Raw genomic sequence first — 13,242 nt, 5'->3', positions numbered from 1 at the left:
GGACAGATACTTCAGTAGGCACCCTTGCGCTTCAAGACCACGAAGATGGTGCGCCACAGGATGCTCAGGTCGTACGTCAGGGACCAGTTGTCCACGTAGTAGAGATCCAGCCGGACCGCCTCGTCCCAGGACAGGTCGGATCGTCCGCTGACCTGCCACAGTCCGGTGATGCCGGGCCGCACCAGGAGCCGCCGGCGGACGTCACCGAGGTAGTCGCCGTCGTCCGCGGGCAGCGGGCGGGGACCGACCAGCGACATCTCGCCCTTGAGCACGTTGATCAGCTGGGGCAGCTCATCGAGGGAGGTGGCCCGCAGTTTCTGCCCGAAGGCGAAGATCCGCGGGTCGTGCTTCATCTTGAAGAGCATGCCGTCGGACTCGTTGAGTTCCTCAAGCGTGGCCTTGCGCTCTTCGGCGTCCTGGTACATCGTCCGGAACTTCCAGACTTTGAAAGTACGCCCGTCGTGGCCCACCCGGGTCTGCCGGAAGAAGACCGGCCCGGGGTCGGAGAGCCGGATACCGAGCGCGATGACCGCCAGGATCGGGCTGATCAGCAGCAGGCCGAACGCGGCCGCGGCCCGGTCCATCAGGTTCTTGATCAGCCAGCCGGGGCCGGAGAGGGTCGGCTCCTCGACGTGCAGAAGTGGCAGGCCCTCGATCGGGCGGATGTGCACACGGGGGCCGGCAATGTCGGTGAGCTGCGGGGCGACCACCAGGTCCACGCCGGTGCCTTCGAGCTGCCAGGCGAGGCGGCGCAGTTCGCCGGGTTCGGCGCTGGCCGAGCCGCAGACCGCGATGGTGTCGGCGCCGACCTCACGGACCAGGGAGAGCACGTCCCGCCCGGCGTAGACCGGAACCGGCGTCTCGATCCCCCGGGCGGCCGCGAAACCGTCGGTGAGGTGGATGGCGACCGGGATGAGACCGGCGGCCGGGCTGCGGGTGACCGCGGTGTAGACCTCGAGGGCCTCCGGCAGCGTGCCGACCAGGACCATCCGGTGCGCGCCGTGGCCGGTGTGCCGCCGGGCCAGGTGCAGCACCTGACGGGCGAAGACCCGGCCGAGCAGGATGAGGATCACCGCACACAACGACACCGTCGCGACCGTGCCACGGGACAGGTCGGTCTTGGTGGCGAACGCGAGCAGGGAGACGGCGGCGACGACCGTGACCGAGGTCCGGATGACCCGTTTGTACTCCTCGCTGCCCAGACCGAGATAGCGCCGGTCGTAGGTGCCGCTGGTCCAGAGCAGGATCAGCCAGCCGAGCGGCAGTGCGATGTAGGCGAAGAAGAAGAACAGGTCCGGGCCTTCGAGGAAACCCCAGGACCGGTTGAGGCCGGCGCGCGACTTCTCCAGCGAACTGGCGATGTAGCTGGCGCCGAGCACCGAGATCAGGTCGAACACCACGAGCACCAGCGTGTACGGCCGATGCCAGCGCGATTTCCGACGGCTCTGCCTGCCCCAGGCGTTTCGGGGCACCCCGTTGCTCGGTGGCGGTTGTTCCTGCCACTCGAAGCTGTCGTACCGCACGGGTCCGCTCCGGCTGCTGTCGGTAGTTGGGCGATGCAGGCTAGTAGTCACTCCGCCTACGTCCTCCCGCATCCGGAAAAAGATTACGCAACGCCACGACCTCGGGATCGTCGGTGGGCCCGCTGATACCCGTACGCGTCACAACGGATGCCAGGGACCGGGCCACTATACCGATGGATCGGCCATAAAGAAGGAGACGATCCTGACGTATACGGACCGTTATCGTTCAGTAGCAATTCATCGGACCAGCTTGGACAACCGGCGGTCGGCGAGCGGCTTTCCTCCGGTCTGGCAGGTCGGACAGTACTGCAGGCTCTTGTCCGCGAAGGAGACCTCACGCACCGTGTCGCCACAGGCCGGGCACGGTAATCCCGTGCGGGCGTGCACCCGCATTCCGGCGCGTTTCTCCCCTTTGAGTTCGGCTGCTCGCTGCCCGACGGACCGGCCCACCGCATCGTTCTCGATCTCCCGCATCGCCGTGTACAGGACAGCGATCTGCTCGTCGGTCAATTTCCCAGACAGCGCGAACGGTGAGAGACGGGCCGCGTGCAGGATCTCATCGGAATAGGCGTTGCCGATTCCGGCGAGCACCTCCTGGTCCACCAGAACGCCCTTGATCTGCCCTTTTTTGCTTCGGATCCGCTCGGTGAACTCGTCGAGCGAGACGGCCAGCGCGTCCGGGCCGAGCCGGGCCACCCCGGGCACCTCGGACGGGTCCCGGACCAGGTAGGCGGCGAGTGACTTCTGCGTACCGGCCTCGGTCAGGTCGAACCCGGACCCGTCGTCGAGCCGCATCCGCACCGCGATCGGTCCGCTGCCCGGCTTGAGCGGGGCCGGCGACTTGAACGAGTCCCGATAGTGCAACCAGCCGGCGCGAGCCAGGTGCACGACCAGATGAAAGTCTCCGACGCCGATGTCCAGGAACTTGCCGTGCCGGCCGGCGCTTCCCAGCAGCAGCCCGGTCAGGACGGACGGCTGCGGATCGTAGGTCTTCAAGGCACTGAACGAGGACACTTCGAAACGTTCCACGGTGTGGCCGACCGCACGCTCGCGCAGGTAAGCGGCGAGCGCCTCGACCTCAGGGAGTTCGGGCACCCGTTCACGGTAGCGTTTCGCGCCATGAAGGTGGTGGTAGCGCACAACCGGTACCGCGAGGCGATCCCGTCCGGCGAGAACGTCATCGTCGACACCGAGATCGGTCAGCTCCGGGAGTCCGGCGTCGAAGTCGTGCCGTTTCAGCGCAGTTCCGACTCGATCGCGGAGATGTCGGCGGCCCGCAAGGTGCTGCTGCCGATCTCGCCGGTCTACGGAGTCGACGCGCAACGGGACCTGTCGGCGTTGCTGAAGGAGGAACGGCCGGACGCGTTGCACCTGCACAACCCGTACCCGCTGCTCTCGCCCTGGGTCATTCGCACCGCGCACGCGCACGGTGTCCCGGTGGTGCAGACCGTGCACAACTACCGGCAGGTCTGTTCGTCCGGGCTCTACTTCCGGGACGGCCACAACTGCCACGACTGCCAGGGCAAACTGCTGGGCTGGCCGGCGATCCGCAACCGCTGCTACCGGGGTTCCGCCGCGCAGAGCGCGATCATGGCGACCACCCTGGCCGTGCACCGGCCGACGTGGCGTTCGGTGGATCGGTACATCGCGCTCACCGACAAGATCGCCGCGCACCTGACCGACTACGGCATCCCCGCCGACCGGATCGTGATCAAGCCGAACGGTCTGCCCGACCCCGGCGCCCCCGAACCCCTCGGTGACGGATTCCTCTACGGCGCCCGGCTCTCCCCCGAGAAGGGCCTGAGCCTGCTGCTCGACGCCTGGCGCCGGCACCCTGACGGCAGCCTCGGCCCACTGCGCATCGCCGGTGACGGCGAGCTGCGCCCGCTGGCCGAGCAGGCAGCCGCCGAACGCTCCGACGTCACCTATCTGGGCCCTCTGGACCGGGCCGGCATGATCGCCGCCCGCCGCGCCTCAGCTGTGGTGATCGCGGTCCCCACCTGGGAGGACGTACTCCCCACGGTGATCCTGGAGGCGATGTCCTCCGGCCGCGCGGTCCTGGGCACCGCCGTCGGCGGCATCCCCTACATGATCGGCACCGGCCCGGAAGCCGCCGGCTGGCTCTCAGCACCCGACCCGGAGTCCTTGGCGGCAGCACTCCCGTCAGCCCGCGCCGGCGCCCCCCTGGCGGCCACCGCGGCCCGAGCCCGCTACCGGCAACACTTCCACCCCGACGTCCTGACCCCCCGCTTGATCTCCATTTATGCGGAAATGTCCCAACACGTCAACCGATAAAACCAATTCGCGCTGGTACGCCTACAAATCCTGCCATTTAGACACCTCCCGTAGCTACGACGCGAGGCAGGCGAAGAGCGAGGTCCCCCCGCGACCGCCGGGCGGAAGCGGTCCGCGCGCCGAGGCGGAATCGCCGCAAGGCCAGGACCAGTGCGGTGCGTGCCGACTTGGGGTTCGATCCGAACCCCAAGTCGGCACGCACGGCGGGGACCGCTGACGTGTGGTGAGTTGGGGTGCGGGCTGCACCCCAACTCGGCACGCGTGGGTGAGGCGAGGTTTACGGGTTCAGAGCCGCTCGGCCGGTGAACGCGATCGACGCCGCCAGGAAGCCGCCATTGACCAGTGTGAAGAGGCCGACGAACCAGACCGCCAGCTGCGGGGCGACCAGCAGGACCACGCCGGCCAGGGCGATCACCGCTCCGTAGTCGCGGACCAGCTTGACCACCCGGACCGGCAGCGACGTGCTGGTGACCATGCTCGACGCCTGGGCGCCGGACTGCATCACCGACGTGACCAGGTTGACCATCCAGGTGGCGGCGAAAGCCGCGAGCAACCAGGCAGGGGTAGCCGGCTCCTGAGCTGCGGCGGTGGCGGCCAGGGCGGCCACCAGCGATATCTGGACCGCGACGTCACAGAGCACGTCCAGACGGCCGCCGGCCGGGCTGGACTGGCCGGTGACCCGCGCCAGCTGGCCGTCGGAGCAGTCGAAGGCGTACGCCGCCTGCCAGCCGACCAGAGCGATCAGGCCGATCAGCGGGCCCCAGACCCAGCCTTCAGCGACCGGGCCGGCGGCGGCGATGACGATGAACGACGTCAGGACGCCGATGCCCAGGTTGAAAACGCTGAGCACGGTCGGGGTGAGGCGGTGTTTGTGGGCGAAGACCGCGATCCGGGAGGCGAGGCGCTGGCTGATCGCCTCGCTGAACAGGCCACCACCACGGTTGACCGCGTAGTAGTCGGCTGCGGTGGGCGTACCGCCGCCGTGGGGTCTGCCGGACGCCGGGCCGCCTGGCGCGGGCGAACCGGAACCGGCCGCACCGCCGGGCGTGGCCGAACCGGCGGCCGGTGACCCGAAACCGGGCGCCCCGGAGCCTGGTGAGCCGGAGCCGCCGGAGCCAGGTGCGGGCGACGATGACCCGGGTGGGCCGTCGATTCGGGTGCTGGTCAGCGGCTGGCCGTCCGGGTGGCCGGGGCCGCGTCCGTGGTCAGAGGGTCGCGAGGACATCGTTGTATTCGGCCAGCTTCTGCCGAATCTGCTCCGGCGTCAGGGCGAGGTGCTCGATGATGGTGTAACGATCCGGGCGGGTTCGCGGCGCGAAGTGGATGACCTGGACGAACTGCTCGGCGTCGAGGCCCACGTCGGACGGGGTCCGCGGCAGCTGGTGCCGTGCCAGGGTGTCGGACATCTGCTTGAGCCGCCGCTCGTCGCCGCGCAGGAACGTGCAGAACAGCGCGCCCATCCCGGCCAGCTCGCCGTGCGACGCGGTCTCCGGGAAGAGCGAGTCGATGGCGTGCATGATCTCGTGGCAGCCGCCGCTGCACGGGATGCTGGTGCCGGCCACCGCCATCGCCAGGCCACTGGAGATCAGCGCCTCGGCGAGGGTCGTGACGAACGCATCGTCGGACATGTCGCCGGGCATCGACAGGATCGCCTCGGCACCCATCCGGGACAGCGACGCGGCGAGACCGTCGACGGATTCGCCGCGGATCTCACGAGCCAGTTCCCAGTCGGCGAGGGCGCTGATGTTGCTGACCACGTCACCGATGCCGGCCCGGTTGACCCGGTCCGGGCCGCTCTCGACGAAGTCCAGGTCGACGATCACACCGAACGGGATGTGCACGCCGTACGAGCCTTTGATCCCGTCGTTGACGAGGCTGGCGACCGGGGAGGCGATGCCGTCGTTGGCCAGGCTGGTCGCGACCGAGACCATCGGCAGGCCCCAGCGGCTGGCCGCGTACTTTGCGGTGTCCACGGTCTTGCCCCCGCCGATGCCGACCACCGCGTCGTAGTGACCGTGACGCAGCTTGGCCGACAGGTCGAGAGCGGCGTCCAGGGTGCCGCCGCCGGTGACGAAGACCTCGGCCGAGTTCAGCGAGGGGCGCAGCAGGTCGACGATCTGCTCGCCGAGACCGGGCCCGACCACCACGGCGACGTCTCCGCCGGACGAGATGCGCCCGTCCTGGAGGATCTTGCCGAGGTCGGCGACCGCGCCCCGCCGCACTTCGATGTGCAGCGGGGTCTGGACGCTACGGGCTAGTAGTGGCATGCGATGTCCCGGGCCTTCGCCAGGTCCTCGTGGTTGTCGACCTCGACCCAGGAGACCGTGCCGATCTCCGCGGCCCGCACCTCGTTGCCCCGGTCGGCGTAGAGCTGGAACCCGTCCTCGTAGAACTGGTTCGGGTCCTTCTCGAAGGTCGCCTTGAGCGCGTCGGCCAGTTTGCCGGCCGCGGACGCCTCGATGATGTTGGCGCCGATGTACTCGCCGAAGGCCTCGGAGGGCTCCATCAGCTTCGTGATTTTGGTCAGCTGTCCATCTTCATTGAAGACGGTCTTCATCTCCTCGTCAGCGAGCTTCTTCACGCTGTCGATGGCGAGGAGGATGCTCGGGCCACGCTTGGCCAGCAGAGTGTGCTCGACGCTGACCGGGTGCACGGTGTCGCCGTTCACCATCAGCGCGCCCTGGGCGAAGTGGTCCCGGGCGAGCCACAGGGAGTAGGCGTTGTTCCACTCCTCGGCCTTGTCGTTGTGAACCAGGGAGATCTTCACGCCGTACTTCTGCTCGAAGCCTTCGACGCGCTCCTCCACCGCCCCGGCGCAGTAGCCGACGACGATGGTGACCTCGGACAGCCCGGCTGCCGCGAGGTTCCGGAGCGAGATGTCCATGATCGTGGTCTCACCGTCCACCGGGACCAGGGCCTTCGGCAGGGTGTCCGTGTATGGGCGCAGTCGGCGCCCTGCCCCGGCGGCGAGTACCAATCCGATCATGGGGGTGGTTCCTTCCAAGCGCGTTAGAGGGGTGCCCAGCGAGGATAACGGCAGCAGTCCCATCCGTAGGACTCGCGAGGGGCGCACCGAAAATGATATAGACCCGGCTTCTAAGCTGGGGACCATGACCGCTGAGCAGCTGATCTCGTTCGCCCGTGGAGCTCCGTCGCTGGACATCGTCGACGTCGAGGGTTTGAAGGCCGCCGCCGCGCGCGCGTTCGACGCCGATCCGGCCGGAGTGACCGCCTACGGCACCTCCGTCGGTTACCTCCCGCTGCGGAAGTGGATCGCCGACAAGCACGGCGTCTCCGCCGACCAGGTCATCGTGACCAACGGCTCGCTCCAGGCGGACGCGTTCCTCTTCGGCCACCTGGTGCAGCCCGGCGACGACGTGATCGTGGAGAAGCCGACCTACGACCGGACCCTGCTCAACCTGCAGAACCTGGGCGCCAAGGTGCACCAGGTCACGCTGCAGCCGGACGGCATCGACATCGACGAGCTGCGCACGCTCCTCGAGTCGGGGGTGCGGCCGAAGCTGGCGCACATCATCCCGAACTACCAGAACCCGGCCGGCCTCACGCTCTCCGCGGAGAAGCGGCAGGCGCTGCTGGCCCTGGCCGAGCAGTACGAGTTCCTGATCTTCGAGGACGACCCGTACGTCGACATCCGTTTCCGCGGTGAGCCGCTGCCGTCGATGCTCTCGCTGGACACCAACAACCTGGTCGTGCACGCCTCCAGCTTCACCAAGACGGTCTGCCCCGGCGTCCGGGTGGGTTACCTGGTCGGCCCGGCCGCGCTGATCGACGCGATCGCCAAGAAGGCCACCAACCTGTACATCTCCCCGGGCATGGTCTCCGAGGCGATCGTGCACCAGTTCTGTGTCTCCGGCGACATCGACAAGTCGGTCCGGACGGTCAGCGCCGCCCTGGGCGAACGGGCCAAGGTGCTGGCCGAGTCGATCCGCAAGCACCTCCCCGGTGCCACCTTCACCGAGCCGGACGGTGGCTACTTCCTCTGGGTCGACCTGCCCGAGGACGTGGACGTGGACAAGCTCTTCCCGGCGGCCATGAAGAAGGGTGTCGCGGTCGTCAAGGGCAGCGACTTCCTGCTGGAGGGCGGCCGGAACTCGCTGCGCCTGGCGTTCTCAGCGGTCACCGTGGACCAGATCGACGAGGGTGTGCGCCGGATCGCCGACGCCATCGAGGAGATCCGGGCCTGATCCGGTTTCGTCACCACCCGGCGCGGGGATGCCTCGCGCCGGGTGGGCCTTGTCACTGAACCCCCGACGGGTGAGGGCGTAGCCTCGATTGGTTTGTCGTCCCGGGGGAGGTTGGCATGACGGAACGTTCGTGGTCCCGGGGACGGCCCCTCGGCGTGGCCTGGGCGGCACGGGTGCGGGGCCTGCTCAACAACGGTGACGCGCCGTCCGGTGCGGACGCCCCCGGCACCCCGTCGTCGGTGGTGGACTGTGGCGTCTACCAGGGCGGACAGCGCACCCCGGGGGATTTCTCCCCGGATCAGGCGCTCGCCGAGGCCCGCAGCCGGGACGGCGCCTTCGTCTGGCTCGGCCTGCACGAGCCGTCGGCGGAGGAGATGGCCTGGATCGCGGAGACCTACGGCCTGCACGAGCTGGCGGTGGAGGACGCGGTCAAGGCCGAGCAGCGGCCCAAACTGGAGCAGTTCGGCTCGGTGCACTTCCTGGTGCTGCGCACCGCCCGGTACGTGCCGCACAAGGAGCTGACCGAGAGTTCCCAGGTGGTCGAGACCGGCCAGATGATGATCTTCGTCGGGGAGCACTTCGTCATCACGGTCCGGCACGGTGACGCGTCCGAGATGGCGCCGGTCCGGGCCGACCTGGAGACGAAGCGGGCGGCGCTGCTGGAGCAGGGCCCGTGGGCGGTGGCCTACGCGGTGACCGACCGGGTGGTCGACCACTACCTGGAGGTCGCCGACGAGGTCGAGGACGATCTGGACATCATCGAGGAGGGCGTCTTCTCGCGGGATCGGATCGCCCCGATACAGCAGGTCTATCAGCTCAAACGGGAGCTGGTGGAGTTCCGCCGGGCGGTCGTCCCGCTGCAGCGGCCACTCGCGGCGATCACGTCCAGCCAAGGTGTGGTGCCGAAGGAGATCCGGCGGTACTTCCGGGACGTGCAGGACCACCTGACCCGGACGGTCGAACAGGTCTCCTCCTACGACGACCTGCTCAACTCGATCCTGCAGGCCCGCCTCGCGCAGGTGACCGTGGATCAGAACAACGACATGCGCAAGATCGCGTCCTGGGCGGCCATCGCCACGGTCTGGACCGCGTTCGCCGGTGTCTACGGCATGAACTTCGACTACATGCCGGAGACCGATTGGAAGTACGGCTACCCGGCCCTGATCGCGCTCCTGTCATTCGTCACCGTGCTGCTCTACCGTGCTTTCCGCCGCAACGGCTGGCTCTGACCCCCACGAATCGGGACCGGCCCTCTAGGGTGTCGGGGTGCCGTCACGTCAAGATGAGCTGCACTCGTACCAGTACTCAGTGCAGCGTGTAGTCGCGGCACTGGTCTCTCACGACCCGGACCCGCAACGGTCGCCGCTGCGCCGGGCCGGTGCCACCGCCCTGGTCAGTCTGCTGGTCGCGGCCCTGGCAGTCGGTGGTTTCGCGGCCTACGGGCTGTTCACCGGCAACACCATGGCCGAGGCGACCGACAAGAGCGCGGTGCTGGTGGAGAAGAAGACCGGTGCCCGGTACGTGTACCTGGAGTCCGACGGCAAGCTGCATCCGGTCCTCAACTACACGTCCGGCCTGCTGTTGGCGACCGGCAACCCGCCCGAACTGAAGACCGTGGCCGCCGAGAAGCTGGCGAAGGTCCCGCTGGGCGCACCGCTCGGCATCCCCGGCGCGCCGGACTCCCTGCCGGCGGCGAAGAGCCTGCTCAGCGGGGCGTGGTCGGTCTGCACGGACACGTCCGCCGGTCGCCCGCGCAGCACCCTGCTGGTCGGCACGGCAGCGTCCGGAGGCGCGGCGGCCACCGGCGGGCTCCTGGTCCGGGACACCGCCGGGCGTACCCATCTGATTCTCGGTTCGCAGCGTTTCCTGCTGCCGGACGGCCAGGTCGATCCGATCGTGCGCGCCCTCGGCTGGTTCGGGTACCGCCCCTGGCAGGTCTCGGCGTCCTGGGTCGACGCGATCCCGGCCGGTCCCGACCTGGCCGCACCCACCGTCCCGGGCCGTGGGCAGACCTCGGTGATCGACGGGCGCAAGGTCGGCCGGGTGCTCACCGACGACGGCACGAACCTCGCCGTGGTGCTGGCCGACGGCATCGCCCCGCTGACCGAGATGCAGGCCAAGCTGCTGTCCACCGAGGCCGGCGGCACCCCGCTCCAGGTCGGTTCCCGGTTCCTCGACCTGCCCGCTTCGAAGTCCGGGCTGAACGCCGCCGCGGAGGGCCTGCCCACCACGGTTCCGGCACTGGCCGAGGCACCGGCGACAGCGTGTGTGACGGCACCGGGCGACACCGTCCGGGTGAACGTGAAGATCCCGGCCGGTGTGGCACCGGCCGGGACCTCCCGGGTCGATCTGATCGCGGTCACCCGCGGGGCGGGTGCCGTGGTGGAGGCTGCCGCGTCCCCGGACGCAGCGGCCGGCAGTGGCACGGTCAGTGTGATAACCGACACTGGCGTGCAATACGCACTGGCCGACCGCGATCTGCTGAGCCGGCTCGGTTACGCGAGTGTGAAACCCACCCGGATCCCGGCTCAGCTGATCGCGTATCTGCCGGTCGGGCCCGCGTTGGACCCGGTCCGGGCAGCCCGGCAGTAGAAGTTACCGGGGGTCAGGCTTGTTCTGGTCGGTCGCGGTGCCGTTGGCCGTGGTGTAGACGGTCGGCTCGATCGGGTCGAAGGAGGCGTCGTCGGTCCCGGTCCGCGTGGTGGGCTCGTACTCCTCCCACTGCGCCTCACGGCGACGGCGGGCGACGTAGGCGGCACCGATGCCGACCGCGGTGCCGAGCAGCGCGTACCCGGCCAGCCTTCCGGCCCGGCTCTTCTTCCGGCCGGTGACCTTCTCCGCCTTCCGCTGCAGCTTGCGGGCCTGCTTCTCCTGGACCTTGAGCTGCTTGCGAGTCACCTTCTTGGTGGTCTTGCCGGCCTGCCGGACGCTCTCCGAAGCGGTGGTCAGCGCGGCGAGCGCGCTGTCCCAGCTCTGCGAAGCGGTGGCCCGGGCCGCGGTGGCGGCCGGCTGGACCCGGTCCCGGGCCGCGTTGATCCGGGGCGCGACGGTCGAGCTGGTCTCGGCTGCCGCGATCGTGGCCGCACGCTTGAAGTGATCCACGCTCTGGCCGAGCTCGTTGCGCATGCGCGCCTTACGGTTACGGCGGCGAATCGTTTCGAACACCGGTGCCCACCTCCTGTGGTCTTCTCCCACGTCATGTTGCCTTCTCGGGTACCCCCGCGCGGCCGGATCCATGACATGGGGGAGGATCCGAATTGCACGAGAACAGCCCATCACGATGACGGGAGTACCCGTGGCCGAGAATCTTTACGCCACCCTTCACACCAATCACGGCGCCATCCGGGTGCAGCTCTTCCCGGATCACGCTCCGGCGACGGTCCGCAACTTCGTGGAGCTGGCCGAGGGCACGAAGCCGTACACCGACCCCCGCACCGGTAAGCCGGGCAGCGGCCCGTACTACGACGGCACCATCTCGCACCGGGTCATCCCGGGCTTCATGGTCCAGGCCGGCGACCCGACCGGCACCGGCCGCGGCGGCCCGGGCTTCACGTTCGCCGACGAGTTCCACCCGGAGCTCTTCTTCGACCGGCCGTACCTGCTCGCCATGGCGAACGCCGGTCCGGGCACCAACGGTTCGCAGTTCTTCATCACGGTCGGCCCGACGCCGCACCTGAACCGTCGCCACTCGATCTTCGGCCAGGTCGCGGACGAGCAGTCCGCCAAGGTCGTCGACTCGATCGCGAACACGCCGACCGGCCCGGGCGACCGCCCCCGTGAGGATGTCGTGATCCAGCGCGTGGAGATCGAACGCTCCTGACCTCTCGGGTACCTTTGGTGCCATGAGTGAGGCTCCCTCGACGACACCGGTGTGTTATCGGCATCCGTCCCGGGAGACCCTGCTCAGTTGCAGTCGATGCGAGCGTCCGATCTGCACCGATTGCATGAACGACGCAACGATCGGGCACCAGTGCCCGGAATGTGTCAAAGAGGGACGCCGCGGTCAGCGGTCGGCGCGCACCGCCTTCGGGGGGAGCCGCGCCGGCCAGCTCGGCTACGTGACGACCGCGATCATCGTGGTCAACTCGCTGGTGATGGTCGGGTCAGCGGTGCTCGGCGGCCCGAGCGCGATCTTCGGCGGCGGGAGCTGGGGCCTGCTCGGCAGCGGCACCCCGGTCACCGACTTCGGTGAGGTGCTGGGCATCGCGCTCTACCCCAATGGCGAGTTGCACGGCATCGCCACCGGCGAGTGGTACCGCCTGGTCACCGCGATGTTCCTGCACTACGGCATCCTGCATCTGCTGCTCAACATGATGCTGGTGGCCCAGCTCGGCCGCTATCTGGAGAGCCAGCTCGGCCCGCTGCGGTTCGCCGCGCTCTACATGCTCGCCGGCATCGGCGGCAACGTGACGGCCTACGTCTTCCAGTTCCCGAACCAGCCGTCGGCCGGCGCGTCCACGGCCACCTTCGGCCTGATCGTCGCGGTCATCGTGATCAACCGGAAGTTGATGCGGGACTCCAGCTCGATGACGTCGGTGCTGATCATCAACCTGATCTTCACGTTCACCATCCCGAACATCTCGATCGCCGGGCACCTCGGCGGGTTGGCCGTGGGTGCTGCCACCGCTGCCGCTCTGGCTTACGCGACACGCCCCAACCGGGCCGTCAAACAGTTGATCGGCTGTTCGGTGATCCTGGTGCTGATCGTGGTGGCGGCGGTGCTCCGGACCAGCAGCATCCTCAACTGACCGCGCGCAGGCCGGCCAGCGAGGACGCCACCGACTCCGGGTCGGCGCTCAGGTCGTTGGTGGTGAAGAGGTAGAGGGCGTCACCGGCGTCGATCTCCAGGAAGTCACTGCGGAGGCCTCGGCGGGCGGTGCTCTCCACCCGTACCCGCTCGATTTGTGACCAGGGGACCTGCTTGCGCCGGGCGAATCCGGTGACCACCGTGATGCCGGCCGGATCCGCCGCCAGGCGGACCGGAACCAGGACGTCGCGGGCCGCCCAGACCACGATGGCGGCCATCGCGAGCAGTGCCAGGGCCCAGCGGGACCACTCGCCCTCGGCGAAGATCAGGGCCAGCGCCGGCATGGTGAGCGCGACGATCAGCTTGGCGAACGGGAGGACGGGTCTGACACGCCACTGCATCCGGCGAGTATCCCAGAATGATTCCGATGACCTGCCCGGCGCTGCTGTAATTCGATATTCAGTGGGCCGGG

General features: G+C 68.8%; 12 protein-coding genes and 1 pseudogene. 6 read left to right on the top strand and 7 right to left on the bottom strand.

The genetic code is table 11. The annotated features are described in order from the left end of the window. Nucleotides 1-11: 11 nt before the first annotated feature. Both BLU81_RS33890 and BLU81_RS33885 read right to left on the bottom strand, forming a co-directional pair. On the bottom strand, nucleotides 12-1,595 hold the full coding sequence (locus BLU81_RS33890) for a sugar transferase (protein ID WP_092550595.1): 1,584 nt from the start codon (nucleotides 1,593-1,595) through the stop codon (nucleotides 12-14). A gap of 165 nt (nucleotides 1,596-1,760) precedes the next feature. Then, nucleotides 1,761-2,618, bottom strand: coding sequence for an Fpg/Nei family DNA glycosylase (locus BLU81_RS33885; RefSeq protein ID WP_092558023.1), 858 nt, complete (start codon nucleotides 2,616-2,618; stop codon nucleotides 1,761-1,763). A 24-nt stretch (nucleotides 2,619-2,642) separates the two neighbouring features. Here BLU81_RS33885 and BLU81_RS33880 point away from each other — a divergent pair, with 24 nt between their 5' ends. Beyond that, nucleotides 2,643-3,818, top strand: a complete 1,176-nt coding sequence (locus tag BLU81_RS33880) for a glycosyltransferase family 4 protein (RefSeq protein ID WP_092550592.1) — start codon at nucleotides 2,643-2,645, stop codon at nucleotides 3,816-3,818. Between the two features lie 277 nt (nucleotides 3,819-4,095). Here BLU81_RS33880 and BLU81_RS33875 read toward each other — a convergent pair. The 3 genes and pseudogenes from BLU81_RS33875 to BLU81_RS33865 form a co-directional block, all read right to left on the bottom strand. After that, nucleotides 4,096-4,788 (bottom strand): annotated as a pseudogene (locus BLU81_RS33875) (CDP-alcohol phosphatidyltransferase family protein); the annotation flags it as partial. Between the two features lie 235 nt (nucleotides 4,789-5,023). Beyond that, a complete protein-coding gene (locus BLU81_RS33870) occupies nucleotides 5,024-6,085 on the bottom strand; it encodes an iron-containing alcohol dehydrogenase family protein (protein ID WP_092550589.1) in 1,062 nt (353 codons plus the stop codon). After that, on the bottom strand, nucleotides 6,073-6,804 hold the full coding sequence (locus tag BLU81_RS33865) for a phosphocholine cytidylyltransferase family protein (RefSeq protein WP_092550586.1): 732 nt from the start codon (nucleotides 6,802-6,804) through the stop codon (nucleotides 6,073-6,075). The genes BLU81_RS33870 and BLU81_RS33865 overlap by 13 nt, the downstream gene beginning before the upstream one ends. Nucleotides 6,805-6,928: 124 nt before the next feature. Here BLU81_RS33865 and BLU81_RS33860 point away from each other — a divergent pair, with 124 nt between their 5' ends. From BLU81_RS33860 to eccB, 3 genes are all read left to right on the top strand, one after another. Continuing rightward, nucleotides 6,929-8,023 carry an aminotransferase-like domain-containing protein gene (locus tag BLU81_RS33860; RefSeq protein ID WP_092550583.1) on the top strand — a complete coding sequence of 365 codons (1,095 nt, stop codon included), beginning with the start codon at nucleotides 6,929-6,931 and terminating at the stop codon, nucleotides 8,021-8,023. A gap of 116 nt (nucleotides 8,024-8,139) precedes the next feature. Then, nucleotides 8,140-9,252, top strand: coding sequence for a magnesium and cobalt transport protein CorA (locus BLU81_RS33855; protein WP_092550580.1), 1,113 nt, complete (start codon nucleotides 8,140-8,142; stop codon nucleotides 9,250-9,252). A 37-nt stretch (nucleotides 9,253-9,289) separates the two neighbouring features. Further along, on the top strand, nucleotides 9,290-10,615 hold the full coding sequence (gene eccB, locus BLU81_RS33850) for a type VII secretion protein EccB (protein WP_092550577.1): 1,326 nt from the start codon (nucleotides 9,290-9,292) through the stop codon (nucleotides 10,613-10,615). A 3-nt stretch (nucleotides 10,616-10,618) separates the two neighbouring features. On the opposite strand, the gene BLU81_RS33845 is transcribed toward eccB, so the two are convergent. Beyond that, a complete protein-coding gene (locus tag BLU81_RS33845; RefSeq protein WP_231954914.1) occupies nucleotides 10,619-11,188 on the bottom strand; it encodes a hypothetical protein in 570 nt (189 codons plus the stop codon). 130 nt (nucleotides 11,189-11,318) lie between these two features. On the opposite strand from BLU81_RS33845, the gene BLU81_RS33840 reads away from it, so the two are divergent. Both BLU81_RS33840 and BLU81_RS33835 read left to right on the top strand, forming a co-directional pair. Then, complete coding sequence (locus BLU81_RS33840) at nucleotides 11,319-11,843, top strand: peptidylprolyl isomerase (protein WP_092550571.1); 525 nt, start codon at nucleotides 11,319-11,321, stop codon at nucleotides 11,841-11,843. A 22-nt stretch (nucleotides 11,844-11,865) separates the two neighbouring features. Next, the gene (locus BLU81_RS33835) at nucleotides 11,866-12,771 is read left to right on the top strand and encodes a rhomboid family intramembrane serine protease (protein ID WP_092550568.1); all 906 of its coding nucleotides are present in this window, start codon (nucleotides 11,866-11,868) and stop codon (nucleotides 12,769-12,771) included. Here the strand turns inward: BLU81_RS33835 and BLU81_RS33830 are convergent. Then, nucleotides 12,764-13,171, bottom strand: coding sequence for a PH domain-containing protein (locus tag BLU81_RS33830; RefSeq protein WP_092550565.1), 408 nt, complete (start codon nucleotides 13,169-13,171; stop codon nucleotides 12,764-12,766). The genes BLU81_RS33835 and BLU81_RS33830 overlap by 8 nt on opposite strands. Nucleotides 13,172-13,242: the final 71 nt, after the last annotated feature.

It is taken from the genome of Actinoplanes derwentensis, assembly GCF_900104725.1.
Classification (GTDB): Bacteria; Actinomycetota; Actinomycetes; order Mycobacteriales; family Micromonosporaceae; genus Actinoplanes; species Actinoplanes derwentensis.
Note: the sequence above shows the minus strand (reverse complement) of the source record. Positions and strands in the feature narration are given on the sequence as shown.

What these genes read in the sequence shown, in the direction of transcription:
- BLU81_RS33835 (WP_092550568.1), top strand. Translation starts at nt 11,866, where the DNA reads ATGAGTGAGGCTCCCTCGACGACACCGGTGTGTTATCGGCATCCGTCC.
- BLU81_RS33870 (WP_092550589.1), bottom strand. Translation starts at nt 6,085, where the DNA reads ATGCCACTACTAGCCCGTAGCGTCCAGACCCCGCTGCACATCGAAGTG.
- BLU81_RS33890 (WP_092550595.1), bottom strand. Translation starts at nt 1,595, where the DNA reads ATGCGGGAGGACGTAGGCGGAGTGACTACTAGCCTGCATCGCCCAACT.
- BLU81_RS33860 (WP_092550583.1), top strand. Translation starts at nt 6,929, where the DNA reads ATGACCGCTGAGCAGCTGATCTCGTTCGCCCGTGGAGCTCCGTCGCTG.
- BLU81_RS33865 (WP_092550586.1), bottom strand. Translation starts at nt 6,804, where the DNA reads ATGATCGGATTGGTACTCGCCGCCGGGGCAGGGCGCCGACTGCGCCCA.
- BLU81_RS33830 (WP_092550565.1), bottom strand. Translation starts at nt 13,171, where the DNA reads ATGCAGTGGCGTGTCAGACCCGTCCTCCCGTTCGCCAAGCTGATCGTC.
- BLU81_RS33855 (WP_092550580.1), top strand. Translation starts at nt 8,140, where the DNA reads ATGACGGAACGTTCGTGGTCCCGGGGACGGCCCCTCGGCGTGGCCTGG.
- BLU81_RS33880 (WP_092550592.1), top strand. Translation starts at nt 2,643, where the DNA reads ATGAAGGTGGTGGTAGCGCACAACCGGTACCGCGAGGCGATCCCGTCC.